25 protein-coding genes are annotated in these 20,214 nt (G+C 68.2%); 20 read left to right on the plus strand and 5 right to left on the minus strand.

Annotated elements, in window-relative coordinates; genetic code table 11:
* On the minus strand, nucleotides 1–1,274 hold a 1,274-nt coding region (locus JOE67_RS00005; protein WP_204973544.1), incomplete at its 3' end, for a glycerol-3-phosphate dehydrogenase/oxidase.
* 101 nt (nucleotides 1,275–1,375) lie between these two features.
* On the opposite strand from JOE67_RS00005, the gene JOE67_RS00010 reads away from it, so the two are divergent.
* Nucleotides 1,376–2,344 carry a sugar-binding transcriptional regulator gene (locus JOE67_RS00010; protein ID WP_204973545.1) on the plus strand — a complete coding sequence of 323 codons (969 nt, stop codon included), beginning with the start codon at nucleotides 1,376–1,378 and terminating at the stop codon, nucleotides 2,342–2,344.
* Nucleotides 2,345–2,368: 24 nt separating this feature from the next.
* Here the strand turns inward: JOE67_RS00010 and JOE67_RS00015 are convergent, their stop codons facing one another.
* A complete protein-coding gene (locus JOE67_RS00015) occupies nucleotides 2,369–3,517 on the minus strand; it encodes a glutamate--cysteine ligase (protein WP_204973546.1) in 1,149 nt (382 codons plus the stop codon).
* Nucleotides 3,518–3,726: 209 nt separating this feature from the next.
* On the opposite strand from JOE67_RS00015, the gene rpsP reads away from it, so the two are divergent.
* From rpsP to trmD, 4 genes are read left to right on the plus strand one after another with little or no spacing between them, the layout of a single operon-like run.
* On the plus strand, nucleotides 3,727–4,146 hold the full coding sequence (rpsP, locus tag JOE67_RS00020; RefSeq protein ID WP_204973547.1) for a 30S ribosomal protein S16: 420 nt from the start codon (nucleotides 3,727–3,729) through the stop codon (nucleotides 4,144–4,146).
* 6 nt (nucleotides 4,147–4,152) lie between these two features.
* A complete protein-coding gene (locus JOE67_RS00025) occupies nucleotides 4,153–4,383 on the plus strand; it encodes an RNA-binding protein (protein WP_204973548.1) in 231 nt (76 codons plus the stop codon).
* A gap of 1 nt (nucleotide 4,384) precedes the next feature.
* Nucleotides 4,385–4,948: a ribosome maturation factor RimM gene (gene rimM, locus JOE67_RS00030; protein WP_204973549.1), complete on the plus strand. Its 564-nt coding sequence runs from the start codon at nucleotides 4,385–4,387 to the stop codon at nucleotides 4,946–4,948.
* A gap of 16 nt (nucleotides 4,949–4,964) precedes the next feature.
* A complete protein-coding gene (gene trmD, locus JOE67_RS00035) occupies nucleotides 4,965–5,657 on the plus strand; it encodes a tRNA (guanosine(37)-N1)-methyltransferase TrmD (protein ID WP_204973550.1) in 693 nt (230 codons plus the stop codon).
* Between the two features lie 16 nt (nucleotides 5,658–5,673).
* Here the strand turns inward: trmD and JOE67_RS00040 are convergent, their stop codons facing one another.
* Entirely contained in the window at nucleotides 5,674–6,396 is a 723-nt protein-coding gene (locus JOE67_RS00040) for a DedA family protein (RefSeq protein WP_239527929.1), read from the minus strand.
* A 129-nt stretch (nucleotides 6,397–6,525) separates the two neighbouring features.
* Nucleotides 6,526–7,308: a type I methionyl aminopeptidase gene (map, locus tag JOE67_RS00045; RefSeq protein WP_204973551.1), complete on the minus strand. Its 783-nt coding sequence runs from the start codon at nucleotides 7,306–7,308 to the stop codon at nucleotides 6,526–6,528.
* A 103-nt stretch (nucleotides 7,309–7,411) separates the two neighbouring features.
* On the opposite strand from map, the gene JOE67_RS00050 reads away from it, so the two are divergent.
* The 9 genes from JOE67_RS00050 (at nucleotide 7,412) to JOE67_RS00090 (ending at nucleotide 14,425) form a co-directional block, all read left to right on the plus strand.
* Nucleotides 7,412–7,906 carry an MFS transporter permease gene (locus JOE67_RS00050; protein ID WP_204973552.1) on the plus strand — a complete coding sequence of 165 codons (495 nt, stop codon included), beginning with the start codon at nucleotides 7,412–7,414 and terminating at the stop codon, nucleotides 7,904–7,906.
* A gap of 176 nt (nucleotides 7,907–8,082) precedes the next feature.
* Nucleotides 8,083–8,430, plus strand: coding sequence for a 50S ribosomal protein L19 (gene rplS / locus JOE67_RS00055; RefSeq protein ID WP_071644740.1), 348 nt, complete (start codon nucleotides 8,083–8,085; stop codon nucleotides 8,428–8,430).
* Between the two features lie 120 nt (nucleotides 8,431–8,550).
* A complete protein-coding gene (lepB, locus tag JOE67_RS00060) occupies nucleotides 8,551–9,285 on the plus strand; it encodes a signal peptidase I (RefSeq protein WP_204973553.1) in 735 nt (244 codons plus the stop codon).
* Nucleotides 9,282–9,941: a ribonuclease HII gene (locus JOE67_RS00065; protein ID WP_204973554.1), complete on the plus strand. Its 660-nt coding sequence runs from the start codon at nucleotides 9,282–9,284 to the stop codon at nucleotides 9,939–9,941. Before lepB ends, JOE67_RS00065 begins: the two co-directional genes overlap by 4 nt.
* Before the next feature lie 43 nt (nucleotides 9,942–9,984).
* Nucleotides 9,985–10,311: a DUF2469 family protein gene (locus tag JOE67_RS00070; protein ID WP_071644723.1), complete on the plus strand. Its 327-nt coding sequence runs from the start codon at nucleotides 9,985–9,987 to the stop codon at nucleotides 10,309–10,311.
* A 92-nt stretch (nucleotides 10,312–10,403) separates the two neighbouring features.
* Nucleotides 10,404–10,766, plus strand: coding sequence for a YraN family protein (locus JOE67_RS00075; protein ID WP_204973555.1), 363 nt, complete (start codon nucleotides 10,404–10,406; stop codon nucleotides 10,764–10,766).
* Nucleotides 10,763–12,292, plus strand: coding sequence for a YifB family Mg chelatase-like AAA ATPase (locus tag JOE67_RS00080; RefSeq protein ID WP_204973556.1), 1,530 nt, complete (start codon nucleotides 10,763–10,765; stop codon nucleotides 12,290–12,292). Before JOE67_RS00075 ends, JOE67_RS00080 begins: the two co-directional genes overlap by 4 nt.
* Nucleotides 12,289–13,467, plus strand: a complete 1,179-nt coding sequence (gene dprA, locus JOE67_RS00085; protein WP_204973557.1) for a DNA-processing protein DprA — start codon at nucleotides 12,289–12,291, stop codon at nucleotides 13,465–13,467. The genes JOE67_RS00080 and dprA overlap by 4 nt, the downstream gene beginning before the upstream one ends.
* A 55-nt stretch (nucleotides 13,468–13,522) precedes the next feature.
* Nucleotides 13,523–14,425 (plus strand): tyrosine recombinase XerC, encoded by a 903-nt coding sequence (locus tag JOE67_RS00090; RefSeq protein WP_204973558.1) that lies wholly within the window; start codon nucleotides 13,523–13,525, stop codon nucleotides 14,423–14,425.
* Nucleotides 14,426–14,453: 28 nt separating this feature from the next.
* Here JOE67_RS00090 and JOE67_RS00095 read toward each other — a convergent pair whose 3' ends face one another.
* Nucleotides 14,454–14,951, minus strand: a complete 498-nt coding sequence (locus JOE67_RS00095) for a murein hydrolase activator EnvC family protein (protein ID WP_204973559.1) — start codon at nucleotides 14,949–14,951, stop codon at nucleotides 14,454–14,456.
* Nucleotides 14,952–15,247: 296 nt separating this feature from the next.
* Between JOE67_RS00095 and rpsB the strand changes: the two genes are divergently transcribed.
* The 6 genes from rpsB (at nucleotide 15,248) to JOE67_RS00125 (ending at nucleotide 20,194) form a co-directional block, all read left to right on the plus strand.
* A complete protein-coding gene (gene rpsB, locus JOE67_RS00100; RefSeq protein WP_204973560.1) occupies nucleotides 15,248–16,138 on the plus strand; it encodes a 30S ribosomal protein S2 in 891 nt (296 codons plus the stop codon).
* A gap of 39 nt (nucleotides 16,139–16,177) precedes the next feature.
* Nucleotides 16,178–17,005 (plus strand): translation elongation factor Ts, encoded by an 828-nt coding sequence (tsf, locus tag JOE67_RS00105; protein ID WP_204973561.1) that lies wholly within the window; start codon nucleotides 16,178–16,180, stop codon nucleotides 17,003–17,005.
* A 90-nt stretch (nucleotides 17,006–17,095) separates the two neighbouring features.
* The gene (pyrH, locus tag JOE67_RS00110) at nucleotides 17,096–17,812 is read left to right on the plus strand and encodes a UMP kinase (RefSeq protein ID WP_204973562.1); all 717 of its coding nucleotides are present in this window, start codon (nucleotides 17,096–17,098) and stop codon (nucleotides 17,810–17,812) included.
* 74 nt (nucleotides 17,813–17,886) lie between these two features.
* Nucleotides 17,887–18,441 (plus strand): ribosome recycling factor, encoded by a 555-nt coding sequence (gene frr, locus JOE67_RS00115; RefSeq protein WP_204973563.1) that lies wholly within the window; start codon nucleotides 17,887–17,889, stop codon nucleotides 18,439–18,441.
* A gap of 5 nt (nucleotides 18,442–18,446) precedes the next feature.
* Complete coding sequence (locus tag JOE67_RS00120; RefSeq protein ID WP_204973564.1) at nucleotides 18,447–19,607, plus strand: phosphatidate cytidylyltransferase; 1,161 nt, start codon at nucleotides 18,447–18,449, stop codon at nucleotides 19,605–19,607.
* On the plus strand, nucleotides 19,607–20,194 hold the full coding sequence (locus JOE67_RS00125; RefSeq protein WP_204973565.1) for a DivIVA domain-containing protein: 588 nt from the start codon (nucleotides 19,607–19,609) through the stop codon (nucleotides 20,192–20,194). Before JOE67_RS00120 ends, JOE67_RS00125 begins: the two co-directional genes overlap by 1 nt.
* Nucleotides 20,195–20,214: the final 20 nt, after the last annotated feature.

A 20,214-nucleotide genomic window follows, 5' to 3' on the forward strand; every position in this document is an offset into this window, starting at 1 on the left:
ACCGTCGACACCGACCGCGGGCGGCCGATGAGTCCGAGCACGACATCCGAGAGCGACTCTCCGAGGGCCCGGAAAGTGGTCCACTTGCCGCCGACCAGGCTCACCAGGGGTACAGAGCCCTGCCTATCGACCTCGATGCGGTAGTCCCGCGAGACGAAGCCGGGCGCGGTGTCTTCATGGCGGGGGAGCGGACGGATGCCAGAGAAGGTGTAGACGATCTGATCACGCGACACGGGGATGGTCGGGAACACGTGATGGATCAGGTCGAAGAAGTAGTCGATCTCCTCATCGGTGCACACCGGCGCCTCGCGGGGATCGGCGTCGATGTCGGTCGTGCCGACGAGCACCCGGCCCTTGAGCGGGTAGATCAGGACGATGCGTCCATCCGAATGCTCGAAGAAGATCTCGCGGCCGCCGGTCGCGTCGAGCAGCTCGGGGTGATCGAGCACGATGTGCGAGCCCTTGGTGCCGCCCATGAAGCGCGTGTCCTCGCCGAGGGCGTCGTTCGTCAGGTCGGTCCACGGTCCGGATGCGTTCACGACCACGTCCGCGGCGAGGGTGAACTCTGCGCCCGACTCGAGGTCGCGAAGCCGGACGCCGTCGGCCGAACGGCCGATCGCCTCGACATAGTTCAGGGCGACGGCGCCATCGTGCGCTGAGCGACCGTCCTGCAGCACGTCGAGAGCGAGACGCTCGGGGTCGTGCATCGATGCGTCGTAGTACGTCGCGGTGTACTTGATGTTCGGGTCGAGAGAGGGCAGCTCCGCCAGCGAGCGCTTACGGCCGAGGAACCGATGACGCGGCACCACGCCGCCGTCGCGGGAGAACGTGTCGTAGATCGTGAGTCCGACCTTGATCAGGAAGGCGCCGCGCTCCTGCGGCTTGCCGCTGCGGTGGGTGAGGAAGCGCAGGGGAGCCGAGAGGATGCCCGAGAACGTCGAGTAGATCGGGATCGTCGTCTGCAGCGGCTTCACATAGTGCGGTGCGATCTTGAGCAGACCGTTGCGCTCCTGAACGGATTCCCGCACCAGCCGGAACTCGCCGTTCTCGAGGTAGCGAATGCCGCCGTGGATCATGTGGCTGGATGCCGAGGAGGCGCCCGACGCGAAGTCGCCGCGTTCCACCAGCACGACATCGACGCCCTGCAGGGCGAGGTCGCGGAAGGTGGAGATGCCATTGATGCCCGCGCCGATGACGAGGACGCTCGTGCGTCCAGATTCGCGGACGGCCCGTACCTGCTCGCGCTCCGGCGAGGAGTGTGTCGGCTCAACCATGCTCGACCTCTCTCTGCTCTGATTGCCTTCAGCATCGACCCGCAGCGCTCTGCGTGCAAGCCCATTGCACATATGTGCAAGAATCGTGGACGGAGGACCGGATGCCGACTCGCAACCACCGCGATCAGAAGCTGATCGCCGCGCTCACCGCCGCACGCCTGTACTACATGCAGGACCAGACGATGGAGGTCATCGCAAGGGAGCTCGGCACCTCGCGTTCGTCGGTGTCGCGCCTGCTCAGCTTCGCCCGCGAGGTCGGTCTCGTCGACATCCGCATCCACTCGCCCCTCGAGCGGCTCGGGATGCTCGAGCAGCGCCTCAGCGATCGTCACGGCGTCACCGCCCACATCGCGCCGATACCCGAGCGGGTCAGCGAGGTGGAGCGGCTCGAGCGCGTCGCCCTCACGGCAGGCAGGCTGCTGTCGCAGTTCATCGAGTCGAACATGGTCGTCGGCGTCGCGTGGGGATCGACCATCAGCACCGTGAGCCGTTCGCTCACTCAGAAAGACACCCACGGCACGACGATCGTGCAGCTCAACGGCGCCGGCAACACGCAGACCAGCGGCCTGGAGTACTCGAGCGACATCCTGCAGCGGTTCGGGCACGCCTTCGGCGCGCAGGTCGAGCAGTTCCCGGTGCCGGCGTTCTTCGACAGCCCCGACACGAGGGACGCCATGTGGCGAGAGCGCAGCACCAGGCGCGTGCTCGCCTTCCAGGCCAAGATGGATGTCGCCGTGTTCGGCCTGGGCTCGCCGCAGTCGGACGTCCCCAGCCGGGTGTACGTCGGCGGATACCTGGCGCGTGACGACTATCGCAGCCTCGAAGAGGACGGGGTCATCGGCGACGTCGCCACCGTCTTCTTCCGCGCGGACGGCAGCTGGCGCGACATCCGGCTCAATGCACGTTCGACCGGACCAGGTCTCGACAGGCTCCGGCGCGTTCCTCGCAGGGTGTGCATCGTCTCAGGGGAGGCGAAGCTCGGCTCGCTCCGCGCGGCGATCGGCGCCGGGCTGATCACCGACGTCGTGCTCGACGATGCGCTCGCCAGACGTCTGCTCGACACCGACTGACGACAGACCTCGCGCGGGGCGGGGTCAGTCGCGGACCGAGCGCTCGGGTCCGCCGCGGAACTCGCGGATCAGATGCTGCACGACCTGACGCAGGTCGCCGCGGGCCGCGTCGGCAGCCTCCAGCTGACGGGAGTAGCTCGCGCCCTGCTCGATGATCGTGAGCACGCCCTGGAGCTCGCGCGAGCAGCGGAGGTCGGCGGCGATGGGGGCGAGGTCCTCGACCACCGCGGTCAGATGCTCTCGCACCGGCACCTGCGACCCGGCGCGATCGACGATCACCCTGGCATCCAGACCGTAGCGGGCGGCGCGCCACTTGTTCTCGCGATGGAACCACGGCTGCAGGGTCGGCAGCTGCCTGCCCTCGTCGAGCTCCCGGGAGAAGAACTCCACCAGAGTCTGAGTGAGCGCGGCCACGGAGGCGAGCTCGGCGAGCGTCGACATACCGTCGCACGCGCGCACCTCGATCGTGCCCCACTTCGGGGCGGGTCGGATATCCCAGCGGATCTCAGACGGATCGTCCATCACTCCCGTGCGCGTCATGTCGTCGACGAAGTCCTCGAACTCGCGCCAGCTCGTGATCGGCCAGGGCAATCCGGCCGTCGGGAGCTGCTGGAAGACGAGCGCGCGGTTCGACGCATAGCCGGTGCGCTCACCGGCCCAGTACGGGCTCGATGCGGACAGCGCCTGCAGATGAGGGAGGAACGAGGACAGCGCTCCCATGATGGGCAGCACTTTTGCCCTGTCATCCACTCCGACATGCACGTGGATGCCCCAGATCATCATGTTGCGGCCCCACCACTGCGTCCGCTCGATGAGCTTGTGATACCGGTTCTTGTCGGTCACCCGCTGGTCGAACCACTGAGCGAACGGGTGGCTGCCGGCCGAGAGCAGCTCGATGCCCGCCGGGTCGGTGGAGCGCCGGACCGCCGCGATCGCCGCCGCGATGTCGTCGACGGCGTCCGCGACGGTCGCGCCGACTCCGCTGGTGACCTCGATGGTGTTCGTCAGCAGCTCTCCGGTCACGGTGTGACGCTCGGGCGCGCTCTGCTGCTCGAGGCGCGTCAGCAGCTCGGGTGCACGCCCGACCAGATCTCCGGTGACAGGATCTGCGAGCATGATCTCCCACTCCAGCCCGACGGTCGAGCGGGCGGAGGAGGCGAATTCGATCGGCACGCGCACAGTCTGACACGCACCTTCACCGCGCCGCGCACTCCGTGTCGTGTCGTTTCGCGGACTGCCGTCCGATCTGGCAGAATAGAGGGTCGGACGGCTGCTCGACCCTCTATCCAGCATCCGTCACCCCTTACAGAGCTTCCGCCGGATGTGCACCCCACTCTCCAGGCGACCGGTTCATCTTTCTTTCCACACCATTCAGGAGAATCGTGGCTGTCAAGATCCGTCTCAAGCGCATGGGCAAGATCCGTGCACCGCACTACCGCATCGTCGTCGCCGACTCGCGCACCAAGCGCGACGGTCGAGTGATCGAGGAGATCGGCAAGTACCACCCCACCGAGAACCCCTCGTTCATCGAGGTCGACTCCGAGCGTGCGCAGTACTGGCTCTCCGTCGGCGCTCAGCCGACCGAGCAGGTCACCGCACTGCTGAAGCTCACCGGCGACTGGGGCAAGTTCAAGGGCGACAAGGACGCGAAGTCCACCGTCCAGGTCGCAGAGCCCAAGGCTCCCTTCGAGGTCGACTCGGCCAAGAAGTCGGTCATCAAGCCCAAGGCTGAGAAGAAGGCCGAGGCTCCTGCCGAGGCTCCCGCCGAGGACGCGGCAGACGCCGCCGCCGACGCAGAGTAATCCGCTGTGCTCGCCGCCGCGCTCGAACACGTCGTCAAGGGGATCGTCGATCACCCTGACGATGTCCGCATCACCGCATCCGCGTCGCCCCGTGGTGACCTTCTCGAGGTGCACGTGCACCCGGATGACCGTGGTCGCGTGATCGGGCGCGGCGGCCGTACCGCCAAAGCGCTGCGCACGCTCGTCTCCGCCCTCGCCGACGGACGCCGTGTCCGCGTCGACGTCGCGGACGACTGACGTGGCAGCCGAGAAGAACCAGCTCCGCGTCGGCCGTCTGCTGAAGGCCCACGGCCTCAAGGGCGCGTTGAAGCTCGAGCTCTACACCGACAACCCGGAGCGTCGCTTCGTTCCCGGTGCCGAGTTCACGCTGCAGGTGCCCGAAGCGTCCAGCTGGCACGGCAAGACCGTCACCATCCGCGAGTACCGCGTGATGAACGGCAACTCCGTCGTCTTCCTCGACGGCGTCGACGATCGCACCGCCGCGGAGTCGCTTGTGCGGGCCATCCTGTGGATGGACGAGGACGACGAGACCGAAGACGACGCCTGGTACGCGCACCAGCTCGTCGGACTCGACGTCGTCCGCGACGACACGGTCGTCGGACGGGTCGCACGGGTCGAGCACCTGCCCGCTCAGGATCTGCTGATCGTGAAGACCGATACGGGCGATGTGATGGTGCCCTTCGTCGAGGCGATCGTGCCGAGTGTCGACATCGCCGCCGGCCGCATCGTGGTCACACCGCCGCCCGGGCTCTTCGAGGAGCTGCCCGCTGCGGACAGCCCCGACGACGCCCCCTCCGAGTGATCGGCAGCGCCGACCGATGAGAATCGACGTCGTATCGATCTTCCCGTCGTACTTCGACGGTCTCGCGCTATCGCTCCTGGGGAAGGCCCGCGACTCGGGCATCCTCGACCTGAACGTCCACGACCTTCGCGACTGGACTCACGACCGCCATCGCACCGTCGACGACACGCCGTACGGCGGTGGTGCGGGCATGGTGATGAAGCCCGAGCCCTGGGGGCTCGCGCTCGATCAGCTGGCACCGGCCGAGGCATCCGCTCGTCCGACCATCATCTTCCCCTCGCCTGCGGGCGCGGTCTTCACGCAGGCGACTGCCCGCGATCTGGCGACACGTGAGCACCTCATCTTCGGCTGCGGCCGCTACGAGGGCATCGACGAGCGTGTGTTCGAGTACGCCGCCGATCTCGGCCAGGTGCGCCTGATCAGTCTCGGCGACTACGTGCTGAACGGGGGAGAGGTCGCGGTGATGGCGATGACCGAGGCGATTGCGCGGCTCATCCCCGGCGTGGTGGGAAACCCGGAGAGCCTGGTCGAAGAGTCCCACGAGGACGGACTGCTCGAGTACCCGTCGTACACGAAGCCTTCGGTCTGGCGAGACCGCGAGGTGCCGCCGGTGCTGCTCAGTGGCAATCACGGCGCGATCGCGAACTGGCGTCACGAGCAGCAGCTCGAACGCACCCGTCTGCGCCGGCCCGACCTTCTCTCGGACTGAACCGCCGCGCGGTCGCTCAGCGGCCCCTCGTGGTCGGAACGCCGGGTGACTCCGTGTCCGAGTCCTGCTGCCGCTGACGAGCTTCGCCGCTGGCGTCTGAGCGCCCGGCGCGCCGAGACCGGATGCGCAGGACGACTATCACGACGACGACCGCCGCGACGACGACGATCACGATGTTCTGCACCACGTCCACGTACTGTTCGACGATGTGCCAGCCCGAGCCGAGGAACCATCCGCAGAGGATGAACACCGTGTTCCAGATCAGGCTGCCCGCGGTGGTGAGGGCGCTGAAACGCCACACGGGCATACGTGCGACGCCGGCGGGGATAGAGATCAGGCTGCGGAAGATCGGGATGAAACGCCCGAAGAACACAGCCTTGCCGCCGTGCCGTTGGAACCAGGCGACCGTGCGGTCCACATCCGACACCGCGATGAGCGGCAGGCGGTCGGCGACGCGCCGCAGACGATCCAAGCCCAGCCACGCTCCCAAGCCGTAGAGCGCGAGCGCACCCACCAACGACCCCAGCGTCGTCCACGCGACGGCCTCCCAGAGCCCGAACGCTCCGTCGTGGGCCGCGATGCCGGCCATCGGCAGGATCGCCTCGCTCGGCAACGGCGGGAAGAGGTTCTCCAGCGCGATCGCCAGTCCCGCCCCCGCCGGGCCGATGACGTCCATCAGCCCGATCACCGCATCTATGAGAGCTGAGAGCCAGGAGCCGTCGGCGGTGGTGCTCGTCATCACGTGGCAGGTCCCTCGGATCGTCGGGCGAGTGTCGCACGCGAGTCTAGAAACGGCGGATGCGAGAGTTCTGGGAGCAGACGCTGCCGTGCCGACGGCGCGCCGACCCGGTCCGCACGGCTCGCGCGATCAGTCGACGCCGAGGAAGCCGCGGTCGGTGAGGACTATCGGACCGTCCTTCGTGACGGCGACCGTGTGCTCCGAGTGGGATCCGCGCGAACCGTCTGCGCTGCGCAGCGTCCAGCCGTCGTCATCGGTCACCAGCTCGTCGGTGGTCGCCAGGAACCACGGCTCGAGGGCGAACACCAGGCCCTCGCGCAGCGGGAAACCGCGCCCGGCGCGTCCGTCGTTCGGCACGTGCGGGTCGCCGTGCATGATGCGCCCGACGCCGTGGCCCCCGAAGTCGGTGTTGATCGAATAGCCCTCTCCGTGCGCGACGGCCGCGATCGATGCCGAGATGTCACCGATGCGGTTGCCGACGACGGCAGCGGCGATCGCGGCGTCGAGCGCGCGCTCGGTCGTGTCGATCAGGCGCAGGTCCTCGTCACGGGGCGTGCCGACCACGAACGACACCGCGGAGTCCGCCACCCATCCGTCGACCGACACGGCGAAGTCGAGCGACACCAGGTCGCCGTCGCGGAGCACGTAGTCGTGGGGGAGCCCGTGCAGCACCGCGTCGTTCACCGACGTGCAGATGACCTTGCCGAAGGGGCCGCGCCCGAACGAGGGCGCGTAGTCGATGTAGCAGGACTCAGCGCCAGCGCGGCGGATCAGATCGTGGGCTCGCGCGTCGATGGAGAGCAGGTTCGTCCCGACCTTCGTCTCGTCGCGCAGCGTCGCCAGCGTCTCGGCGACGAAGCGGCCGGCGGCGCGCATCTCGTCGATCTCGGCGGGGGTGCGCAGTTCGATCATGGGGATTCCTCTCGTCGGCATCCATTCTCCCCGATCCGCGCCTCGGTCGACGTCCTCAGCGAACAGCCACCCTCTCCATCGGACGGAGACGTAGCATCGGAGCATGATGGTGCGACGGCTCTTCTTCCGCTGGCTGCTGCCGGCATCCCTCGTCCTTCCGGCTTGGATGCTGGTGGGCTGGGCGATCTTCGGACGCAACGGCTGGGGCCTGCTCTGGGTGCTGCTCATGGCGATTCCCGGCGTCCTCATCGCGCAGCTCGTGCTGACGCTCCTGACCCGGTCGCGTCCGTCGGTTCGTGCAGAGCGGGCCGTGTCGTGGCTGGACGTCGCCGGATTCGGCGTGTGGCACGTGCTGACGATCCTCGTCGGATGCTTCATCGACGGAGCCTTCCCGTGGCTTCTCACCGCTGCGATCGTCACGGCTGTCGTGCTGCTGTGGATGCAGCTCTGGCAGCTCTGGAACGAGGCCCGCGGGGCAGGCGCTCGCCTGCGCGAGACCATCACGTGGTCGACGCTCGCCCCGTCGCAGCATTCCGATCGTGCGGCCGGCGAGCCGGACGTGATCGTGATCGAGGAGTCTCGTTCGCGAGACCTCTGACGCCCCCGTTCCGGATTGGCGCAGGGCCGCCGTTCATGGCAGAATAGCTGTTTGTGCCGTGACCCGGTTCTGCCTCAGGGGAACCTGCGGACGCCTCGCGCGCCGCTCGGCACACACCCGTTCTCACCCCTTTGATTCATGCATCCGACCTGTGGCGAGTGCAGAGAGAGACGATCATGCAGATCCTCGACGCCGTCGACGCGGCTTCGCTCCGTTCCGACATTCCTGTCTTCCACCCCGGCGACACCGTCAAGGTGCACGTGAACATCACCGAGGGCACCCGCTCGCGCATCCAGGTGTTCCAGGGCGTCGTCATCGGCCGTCAGGGCGATGGCGTGCGCGAGACCTTCACGGTCCGCAAGATCAGCTTCCAGGTGGGCGTCGAGCGCACCTTCCCGGTGCACTCGCCGGTGATCGACCACATCGAGGTCGTCACCCGCGGTGACGTGCGTCGCGCGAAGCTGTACTACCTGCGCAACCTGCGCGGCAAGAAGGCCAAGATCAAGGAGAAGCGCGACAACTGATCTCGTCGCATCCTTGCGCCAGAACCCCGGGACACTCGTCCCGGGGTTCTGGCGTTCGGTCGCGGGTGTGCGACCCTTGTAGAGCCGCGCGTGCGCGGTGAGTCGATGAAGAGGACCCACATGACATCCGATGCCCCCGCGGCGATGATCCAGCCACCACAGCGGAGGCGAGGGGCACTGGTCTTCCTGAGGGATGTGCTGGTCATCATCCTCATCGCGGCGCTCGTGTCGTTCGTCGTCAAGACCTTCGTGATCCGCTCGTTCTACATCCCGTCGGGATCGATGGAGCGCACGCTGCTCGTGAACGACCGCATTCTCGTCGACGAGCTGACTCCGCGGTGGAGCGGCTACGACCGCGGCGACGTCGTGGTCTTCAAGGACCCGGGCGGCTGGCTGCCGTCGGCACCGCAGACCCCGGCACGCCCTCCGCTCGTCGAAGCCGTCGACTGGGCGCTCACCTTCGTGGGGATCTCGACGACCGACGCGCAGGACCACCTCGTGAAGCGGGTCATCGGCATGCCGGGCGACCACGTCGTGTGCTGCAACGCGCTCGGCCAGACCACCGTCAACGGTTCGCCGATCAACGAGCTCGGCTACCTCAATCTGCCCGAGGGCGACACGGCGGCGTCGAACGCCGAGTTCGACGTCACGGTGCCTGAGGACCGTATCTGGGTCATGGGCGACAACCGGGATCGCTCGCAGGACTCCCGCGCGCACCAGGATCTGCCGGGCGGAGGTTTCGTGCCGCTCGAGAACGTCGTGGGGCGCGCGTTCCTCACCACCTGGCCCCTCGACAGATTCGGGCCGATCGACACGCACGACGACGTGTTCCGCGCCGTGCCCGATCCGGAATGACCGTGGTCGCCCCGACGCTCGCCCTCGAGCGCCGGCTGCTCAAGGAGTTCGACCTGATCATCGCGCTCGACGAGGTCGGCAGGGGAGCGCTGGCCGGCCCTGTGGCGGTCGGCGCGGCCGTGATGGATGCCGCAGGCTCGCGTCGTCGGGTGCCCGAGGGCCTCCGCGACTCGAAGATGATCACTGAGAAGCGCCGGCCCGCCATGGCCGAGCGAGCGAGCAGCTGGGTGCCGCTGTCGGCCGTGGGCTGGTCGACTGCCGCCGAGATCGACGAAGTGGGCATCATGCGCGCCCTGGGGCTCGCCGCCTCGCGCGCTCTGCAGGCCGTCGTCGACGCGGGCGCGAACCTGGAGCGGACCCTGGTGATCCTCGACGGCAACCACGACTACGTCTCCCGGGTGCATCCCGTGCCGCTCACCGTCCGCACCGTCATCAAGGGCGACCGCGACTGCGCCTCGGTGTCGGCGGCATCGGTCATCGCGAAGGTCGCACGCGACACGCACATGGCGGCGCTGCATCCCGAGCATCCCGACTACCAATGGGACCGCAACAAGGGCTATGCGAGCCTCGAGCATCGGCAGGCGATCCGCGAACGCGGGCTCTCGCCGCTGCACCGGGCGTCGTGGGCGATCGCAGACGCGCCGACCCTGTTCTGACGAATCCGCATTCGGCCCCGGGTGCTCATAGGATGGAGTCATCATGGATGAGGATGCCTTCGACGATTACGACCGCGAGCTCGAACTCGCGCTTTTCCGCGAGTACCGCGACGTCGTCGGACAGTTCCAGTACGTCGTCGAGACCGAGCGCCGGTTCTATCTCGCCAACGAGGTGAACGTTGTACGTCGTGACACAGAGCACGACTTCTACTTCGAGATCTCCATGACCGACGTGTGGGTGTGGGACATCTATCGCGCCGATCGCTTCGTCAAGGCTGTGCGCGTGCTGACCTTCAAGGACGTCAACGTCGAGGAGCTGCAGCGACGCGAGTTCGAACTGCCTGAAGAGCTGTCGCTCGACGGCAAGTGACTTCTGTCCCCAGTTCGGGGACAGGAACGAGTTGTCCCCACGCGGTGTGAGGACGAGCTGGCCGCGTCGGCGGCGGACGCCAGGCTGTCGTCATGGCAGCGAAAGACGAGTTCGGGCGGGCGGGCGAAGAGCGCGCGGCACAGCACCTGGAGGCACTCGGCTACGAGATCCTCGAGCGCAATTGGCGCTGTGCGCAGGGTGAGATAGACCTCATCGCGGCGCGGGGCGATCTGCTCTGCGTGATCGAGGTCAAGACACGCCGGTCGGACCGCTTCGGCCACCCCTTCGAAGCGGTCGACGAACGCAAGCGACGCCGTCTCTGGCGGCTCGCCTTCGCCTGGGCGGAGGCGCACCCCGATATCGCGCGAGGCCGACCTCTGCGCCTCGAGGCGATCGGCCTGACGGGCGCCGAACCAGCGGATGCCCGACTCGAGCACCTCGACGATCTGCGATGAGCACCGCGCGCACGTGGGCGGTGGCTCTGACCGGCGTCGACGGACACATGGTGGAGGTCGAGGCAGACCTCAGCAGCCAGACACCGGGGTTCCAGATCATCGGCCTGCCGGATAAGGCACTGGGCGAGGCAGCACAGCGCGTGCGCAATGCCTGCGTGAACGCGGGACTGGACTTCCCGCGGCGGCACCTCACAGTGAACCTCTCTCCTGCCAACCTGCCGAAGGCCGGCAGCGGGTTCGACCTGAGCATCGCTGTCGCAACACTCGCCACCACCGGAGCCCTGCGCCGGGATTCGGTGCGCTCCACCGTTCACGTCGGCGAACTCGGGCTCGACGGCCGCCTGAGGCCCGTGCCCGGAGTGCTGCCTGCGGTCTACGCGGCCGCTCGCGCCGGATTCACCAAGGTGATCGTGCCGTATGCGAACGCGGCCGAGGCTCGGCTCGTGCCCGGTGTCGAGGTCCATGCAGCGGCGTCTCTCGCCGAGGTCGCCGTGTCACACGGTGCTGACATCGAGGTGCGTGACACCGACCCCGTTCACACCGCTCCGCGCGCTGTACCGAGCGATGAGACGCTCGACCTTGCCGAGGTGATCGGCCAGGACGAGGCTGTCGATGCGCTGATCACCGCGGCGGCGGGCGGGCACCACATGATGCTGAGCGGACCACCCGGTGCAGGCAAGACCATGCTCGCGCGGCGACTGCCGGGGATACTCCCCGCGCTCACCGAGGGCGAAGCGCTCGAGGTGGCTGCCATTCGCTCGCTCGCGGGTGAGGCTGTCACGCGCCTCGACTCCCTGCCGCCGTTCGAGGCGCCTCACCACACGGCGTCGGCCGCGGCGCTGGTCGGCGGTGGCTCACGCAGCCCCCGTCCTGGGGCCATCGTCCGCGCGCATCGCGGGGTCCTCTTCCTGGACGAGACGCCGGAGTTCCCACGTTCCGCGCTCGATGCGCTGCGACAGCCGTTGGAGAGCGGCCGAATCGAGATCATCCGCGCCGGGTTCGCGACGGCGTTCCCCGCACGATTCCAGCTGATCCTCGCGATGAACCCCTGTCCGTGCGGTAACTACGGGGTACGCGGTGCCGAGTGCATGTGCCCGCCTATGGCGATCCGCCGGTACGCGGGCCGGTTGTCTGGGCCGCTGCGCGACCGGGTCGACATCGACCTGCAGGTGGCTCGCGTCGCTGCGGCCCGTGCAACCTCCGATGAGCGCTCAGGGGTGTCGACCGCAGACGCCCGGGAGCGGGTGACCGTTGCGAGGTCGGTCGCTGCCGAGCGATGGCGGGGCACCCCCTGGCGGCTCAATGCAGAGGTGCCGGGGGAGCGGCTGAGGCAGGGGGCGCTGCGTCTGCCTTCGGCGGTGCGCGCGCCTCTCGACCGCGCCCTGGAACGGGGCAGCGTCACCCTGCGCGCCTACGACCGGGTGCTGCGCATCGCATGGACTCTGAGCGATCTGGCAGGGCTGTCGTCGCCCGGCGGCGATCAGCTCGGACACGCGCTCTTCCTCAAGAAAGGACTGCTGGCATGATCGATTCCGCACGGTGCGAACTCATCGACGATTCGGAGCTCACGGCAGCGGCTCGGCTGACGCGGCCCGACGTCGAGGCCACCGAGGTCGCCGCTCGTGTCGCGTGGTCGGTGCTGGTGGAGCCGGGCGACGGAGTGGCCGGCGCGCTCGTCCAGGCTCTCGGCGCCGCCGGGGCGCTGCGTACGGCGTTCGGCGACCTCGACCTCGTGCCACCAGGTGTGGTGGCCCCGCGCGCCCTGAAAGAGGCGATGGCGCGGTGGCGGCCGCGTGCCCATCCACGGGCCGTACGCGATGCCCTGCTCGCGGCGCACAGCGTCGGGGCCCGACTGCTGCTGCCGGGTGATGAGCTGTGGCCGGACGGCCTCCGCGATCTCGATGCACATCAGCCCGTGCTTCTCTGGGCCCGCGGAGATGCTGACGTGCTGCGCGCTTCGACGGCCGCAGCTGTCGTCGGGGCGCGAGCCGCCACATCGTACGGCGAGGCCATCGCGGGCGATATCGCCGGTGACCTCGCAACAGGGGGCGCCCTCGTGGTGTCGGGTGGTGCCTACGGCATAGACGGGGCGGCGCATCGCGCCGCGCTGGGTGTCGGCGGGACGACAGCCGCCTACCTCGCCGGTGGAGTGGATCGGGCATATCCCGTCGGCCATCAGCAGCTCTTCGACCGGATCCAGCAGTCAGGCGTCGTTCTCAGCGAGGTGCCCTGTGGCTCGGCACCCACCAAGTGGAGGTTCCTCGCGAGGAACAGGCTCATCGCCGCCGCAAGTCTGGCCACCGTCGTGGTCGAGGCAGGCTGGCGCAGCGGGACTCTCAACACGGCGGGTCATGCGTCATCGCTGGGGCGGCCGCTCGGGGCGGTGCCGGGGCCCGTCACGTCGGCCGCGTCGGCAGGATGTCATCGGCTGCTGCGCGAGTTCGACGCGGTGTGCGTCACGAACGCGCAGGACGTGCGTGAACTGTGGGGAGAAGCGGATGCTTCGTATGTGGCGCCCCCGCCACCGGATCATGACCGCACGCGGATGCTGGATGCGATGAGCATGCGCACCCCACGCGAGCCCGCTGACATCGCACGTCGCAGTGGGCTCTCCATCGAGCGCGCTCGCTCCCAGCTCGGGCTCATGGCACTTGACGGCGTCGTCGCGCAGCGCGACGACGGGTGGGTGCGCCGACAGTGACAGCGGCTCCGGCGCGTCAACGGGCGTGGGGCCAGGTGAGCGGCATGCTGGTGCTGTGCGGTATGAGAGCGCGGTGACGTCCTTCACGTCGTACCTGGAGCAGGTGCGCCGGCTGTCGACGGCCACCGTCCGCGCATACCGCTCGGATCTGGCGGATCTGGGGGCGGTGACGGGAGACGTCGATCTGCGCGACGTCGATCTCGAGCTGCTGCGTGAATGGCTCTGGCGCGCGACCCAGCGTGGCGATGCGCGGTCGACGATGGCCAGACGCGCCGCTGCCGCCCGTTCCTTCTTCGGGTGGGCGCACGAGAGCGAGCTCATCGCCGTCGACCCGAGCCTGCGCCTCGTGACCCCGAAGCGCGCCAAGACGCTCCCCGTCGTCGCCTCGAAGGAAGGCATGCGCCAACTGCTCGATGAGCGGGCGGCGGCTGCAGCAGACGGCGACCCTGTCGCTCTGCGCGACCACGCGATCCTCGAACTGCTGTACGGCACCGGTGTCCGCGTCTCGGAGCTCTGCGGCGTCGACGTCGACGACGTCGACCTCGAACGTCGCACCGCGCGTGTACTGGGCAAAGGCTCGAGGGAACGGGTGGTGCCCTTCGGCACCCCGGCCGCCGAGGCCGTGGGTGCCTACATGACGAGAGGACGCCCGGCCCTGGCCGCGCGAGCCGAGCGCGCGACACCCGCCCTGTTCCTGGGCGCCCGCGGCGCGCGCATGGGGACGCGCGCCGTCTACGCCCTGGTCGCGCGTGTGCTGAGTCCGATCGTCGGCGCCGAGCACATAGGGCCTCACGCTCTCCGTCACTCCGCAGCGACCCACCTGCTCGACGGCGGCGCGGATCTCCGCGCTGTCCAGGAGATCCTGGGGCACGCGAGCCTCGGCACGACCCAGATCTACACGCACGTGTCAGCCGAGCGCCTGCTGGACGGCTATCGCCTCGCGCATCCACGCGCCTGACCGCTCACGACGAGATCGTCCGATCGCATCAGCCCTGACAGCACGGCAGCAGGATCGCCCGGGGAATCGATCCGAACAGCGGCAGAGGGTTGATGTAGTCGCCCTCCAGGCGCACGCCGACGTGAACGGCCCCGCGCACGGTGTGGCCGCCATCCGCGACCACGCCGAGCGGATCGCCGGCCGACACGGAGTCGCCTGGGGACAGGTCCGACGTCACCGGCTCCCAGGTGCTCACATGCCCGCCGCCGTGGTCGATCGTGAGGAGGGGACGATCGACCACCACGCCCCGGAACGCGACCACGCCTGCTGCGGGCGCCAGCACCTCCGTCCCCGGACTCGCTGAGACGTCCATCCCGCGGTGCCCAGGGCCGTAGTCGTGCGCGGGTGCCTGGAACGGCTCCGTCACAGATCGCGGCCCGGACGTCGGCCAGCGCCACGGATAACCGGGCGCCGTCGGCGAACCGCCTGCACCTCCGCTGAGCGAGAGCCCGAGGGAGAGCAGGAGAGCGACGAAGCGAATGCGCATGTGTACACACTCTCCGACCGATCGGATCGATCGGTGCGCGAGCGCCGGCGACCGTGGAGAACTCGTGCATTCCGGTGGATGTGCAGGACGTTCTCGCGCGGCGTCATCCTGTACACTGGGGGAGCACCTCGAAATCGGGGTGACTACGCGTGCCCACAGCGACTCCGGTCGTGGCATCCACTCCCACAGGTCCCGCTCTCTGAGCGGGCGGGCGTGTGCCGGGCACCAGGAATGCCGGTCGGTCGACCGGCGAATCAACCTCAACGACGCGAGAGCGTCAGAACAAGGAGACGACCATGGCTGTGGTCACCATCCGCCAGCTGCTCGACAGCGGCGTTCACTTCGGACACCAGACCCGCCGGTGGAACCCGAAGGTGAAGCGCTTCATCCTGACCGAGCGCTCGGGCATCCACATCATCGACCTGCAGCAGTCGCTGTCGTACATCGACCAGGCCTACGACTTCGTCAAGGAGACCGTGGCCCGCGGCGGCACGATCCTGTTCGTCGGCACCAAGAAGCAGGCGCAGGAGATCCTCGCCGAGCAGGCAGACCGCGTCGGTCAGCCGTACGTCAACCAGCGCTGGCTGGGTGGCCTCCTCACCAACTTCTCCACCATCGCGAAGCGTCTCGCTCGCATGAAGGAGCTCGAGGAGCTCGACTACGAGAACCCCGCAGCCTCGGGCTTCACGAAGAAGGAGCTGCTCCTCAAGAAGCGCGAGCTCGACAAGCTGCACAAGTCGCTCGGCGGCATCCGCAACCTGTCGAAGACCCCCTCGGCCCTGTGGGTCGTCGACGCCAAGCGCGAGCACCTCGCCATCGACGAGGCCAAGAAGCTCGGGATCCCCGTCATCGGCATCCTCGACACCAACGCCGACCCGGACGACTTCCAGTACCCGATCCCCGGCAACGACGACGCGATCCGCTCGGTCTCGCTGCTGACGCGCATCATCGCCGACGCCGCCGCCGAGGGCCTGCAGCAGAAGCACAACCCCGACGCCGGCGACGCCGAGCCGCTCGCCGAGTGGGAGCAGGAGCTTCTGCAGGGCGACGCCGAGGCAGCCGCTGAGGCTCCGGCCGCCGACGAGACCGCTGAGGCTCCGGCCGCCGACGAGACCGCTGAGGCCCCCGCCGCCGACGAGACCGCTGAGGTTCCGGCCGAGGCAGCCGTCGAGGCAGACGCCAAGTAAGTCACCCCGCACACGTAGAGAAGCAAGGAGCCACTACACATGGCCAACTTCACCATCGCCGACATCAAGGCGCTGCGCGAGCAGCTCGGCACCGGAATGGTCGACACCAAGAAGGCGCTCGAGGAGGCTGACGGAGACGTCGAGAAGGCGACCGAGATCCTCCGCCTCAAGGGTGCGAAAGGCAACGCGAAGCGTGCCGACCGCTCGACCAGTGAGGGACTCGTCGTCGCTCGCGAGATCGAGGGTGGCGTCACGCTGATCGAGCTCGCCTGCGAGACCGACTTCGTCGCGAAGAACGAGCGCTTCATCACGCTCGCCGAGAAGGTCGCCGACGCCGTCGCGGCCGTCGCAGCGGACTCGATCGAGGCCGCTCTCGCCGCTCCGGCCGGCGACCAGACCGTCGAGCAGCTGATCTCCGACGAGGCAGCCATCATCGGCGAGAAGGTCGAGCTGCGTCGCGTGCGCACCATCACCGGCGACGCCGTCTCGGTGTACCTGCACCGCACCAGCAAGGACCTGCCGCCGCAGATCGGTGTGGTCGTCGCCTACAGCGGCTCGGACGCCGAGACCGCTCGCAGCATCGCCCAGCACATCTCGTTCGCCAACCCCTCGTACCTCACCCGTGAGGACGTCCCGGCTGCCGAGGTCGAGAAGGAGCGCGAGATCGTCACCGAGATCTCCCGCAACGAGGGCAAGCCCGAGGCTGCTCTGCCGAAGATCGTCGAGGGGCGCGTCACCGCTTACTTCAAGCAGGTCGCGCTTCTCGAGCAGGACTACGCGAAGGACAACAAGCTGTCCGTGGCCCAGGTTGCGAAGGCTGCCGGTATCACCGTCACCGACTTCGCCCGCTTCAAGGTCGGCGCGTAACAACCTCAAGGGGGTTCGGATCTCTGATCCGAACCCCCTTCTTCATGCCCAGAAGGCACTATCTTGAATCGGGACGAGAGGAACTCATCCATGACCGAAGGAAGCGGACGCCGGCGCGTCCTCCTCAAGCTCTCCGGCGAGGCGTTCGGCGGCGGCCAGCTCGGTGTCAATCCCGACATCGTCGGCCAGATCGCCCGTGACATCGCCGCCGCTGTCGACCGCGTCGAGATCGCCATCGTCGTCGGCGGAGGCAACTTCTTCCGCGGTGCAGAGCTGAGCCAGCGCGGAATGGACCGCGGTCGCGCCGACTACATGGGCATGCTGGGTACCGTCATGAACGCCCTCGCCCTGCAGGACTTCCTCGAGCAGGCCGGCGCCGCCACGCGCGTGCAGTCAGCCATCTCGATGACCCAGGTCGCCGAGCCGTACATCCCGCTGCGCGCCGAGCGCCACATGGAGAAGGGTCGCGTCGTCATCTTCGGCGCGGGCGCAGGTCTGCCGTACTTCTCGACAGACACCGTCGCAGCGCAGCGTGCGCTCGAGATCGGCGCAGACGAGGTGCTCGTCGCCAAGAACGGCGTCGACGCGATCTACACGGCCGATCCGAACAAGGATGCGAGCGCCGAGCGCATCGAGAAGGTCACCTACCGCGACGCTCTACAGCGCGGGCTCAAGGTGGTCGACTCCACCGCGTTCAGCCTGTGCATGGACAACAACATGGACATGCGCGTGTTCGGCATGGAGCCCGCCGGCAACGTCACCAAGGCGCTGCTGGGCGAGCCGATCGGCACCCTCGTCACCCCCTGAGCGCCCCGTCGCTCGCTGTCCGGCCAGTCTCCGCCGGATAGACTCGTTCGAAACCCACGACTAAAGGAGTACCCGTGATCGCGGACGTCCTCGAAGACACCACCGCACGCATGAACCGCGCGGTCGACGCAGCCAAGGAGGACTTCGCCACCGTCCGCACCGGACGAGCGAACCCCCAGCTGTTCCAGAAGCTCATGGTGGACTACTACGGCTCGCCCACGCCCATCGCGCAGCTCGCCTCCATGGCGAACCCTGAGGCTCGCACGCTCATCGTCACCCCCTACGACAAGAGTGCTCTGAAGGCGATCGAGCAGGCGATCCGCGACATGCCGAACCTCGGTGCGAACCCGACGAACGATGGAAACATCGTGCGAGTGACCATGCCGGAGCTGACCGAGGAGCGCCGGAAGGAGTACGTCAAGCTCGTGCGCTCCAAGGGTGAGGACGCCAAGGTCCAGGTGCGCGGCATCCGTCGCAAGGCGAAGGACCAGCTCGACGCTCTCAAGAACGAGGTCGGCGAGGATGAGATCGCCCGCGGCGAGAAGGAGCTCGATGCTCTGACGCGTCAGTACGTCGACGCGATCGACGACGCGCTCAAGCGCAAAGAGGCAGAGCTGCTCGAGGTCTGACACGCATGGCCGGTGACAGCGATTCCGACGATCAGCCGCTGACGCGACGCGAGGCCCAGCGGGGTGATCTGCCTTCAGCGGCCGACACTCCGTCGAGCGCGCCCGCTCACGTGGAGGACGTCGACACACCCGTGCGGGGGCTGCCGCTGTCGGATGCGGCATTCCCGTCGTTCGATGCGGAGCGCATCCCGCCTCGGCCGCCGATGCCTGCGCCCGGCACGGATTCGCACGCCATCCGCGAGCAGTGGCGAGCAGCACGCGGCGAGTTCGAATCGCACGTGTCGCAGGCTCGCGAGCAGTTCGATCAGGCGAACGAGCGCATCAAGCAGCGCACGGGGCGCGATCTGATCGTCGCGATCCTCATCGGCATCGGCTTCGGTGCCGTGCTCATCGCGTCGCTGCTGTTCGTCAAGTGGCTCTTCATCCCGATCGCGGTCGCCGCAGGTCTTCTCGGAACGTACGAGCTCTCTCGCGCGTTGCGCACCGCTGGGCGTCGAGTCGACGTCGTCCCTCAGCTGATCGCCGGAGCGGCTGTGCTGCTGACCGGCCCGTTCGCGGCTCTGTGGCTGAGCTGGGTCATGCTGATCGCGGCGGTGGCGTTCGTCAGCGTGTGGCGCATGGTCGCGCAGATGATCGCCGCCGACGGCCGCACCTACGGCGACGTGCTCTCGGATGTCATCGTGGGCGCCTTCGTGCAGGTCTACGTGCCCTTCCTCACGTCCGTCGCTCTCATGCTGCTGAGCCGTGACGACGGCGAGTGGTGGGTGCTGGGCTTCGTCGCCGTCGCTGTGGCGGCTGACACCTGCGCCTACGCGTCCGGGCTGGCTTTCGGCAAGCACCCGATGGCGCCGCGGATCAGTCCGAAGAAGACCTGGGAGGGCTTCGCCGGCGCGGTGATCGGCTCGCTCGTGGTCGGCGTCCTGCTCGCGATCTTCCTGCTGCAGCTGCCGTGGTGGTGCGGTCTCGTCTTCGGCGCCGCGATCGTCGCCTGCGCGACGCTCGGCGACCTGGGGGAGTCGATGCTCAAGCGCGACCTGGGGATCAAGGACATGAGCTCGTGGCTGCCCGGTCACGGTGGCCTGCTCGACCGGCTCGACAGCATCCTTCCCTCGACGATCCCCGCGATCGCCCTCTACCACCTCTTCACCCCTCTGATCGGATCCTGATGACTGACGCAGACCTCGAGGCGCTCACCACGCCACAGGACGACGTGGCGCCGGCCTTCCCGCTGACCAGTGGACGGCAGCGTGGCTACCACCGGGCGGCCGTGGACAGCTTCCTCGATTCCGCACGTGCCGCATTCGAGCAGGCCAGGGCGGACTTCGGCGCCGACGACGTGCGCGCCGCCTCATTCCCGCTGGTGAAGGAGGGGTACGCGATCGCAGACGTGGACGCCGCTCTGTCGCGGGTCGAGGATGCCTTCGCTCAGCGTGAACGTGAAGAGGCGATCCGCCGGGTCGGCGTCGATGCGTGGGTCGCGCAGGCCCGCGATGACGCCCAGCAGGTGCTGGACCATCTCAGCAGGCCGCACAGGCAGCGCTTCGCGCGCACGAGCATCCTCACCTTCGGATACCGCATAGACGAGGTCGATCACGTCGCCGATCGGATCTCGGCCTTCCTGCGCGACGGTGACGCGCTCGACGTCGAGCAGGTGCGCGGCGCGGCTTTCCGCATGCAGCGGGGCGGCTATCGGGAAGAACAGGTGGATGCTCTTCTCGACGCCACCGTCGAGATCATCCTCGCTGTGCGTTGAGGCTTTCTCGGTGAGTTCTC

Source organism: Microbacterium esteraromaticum, assembly GCF_016907315.1.
Taxonomy (GTDB): Bacteria; Actinomycetota; Actinomycetes; order Actinomycetales; family Microbacteriaceae; genus Microbacterium; species Microbacterium esteraromaticum.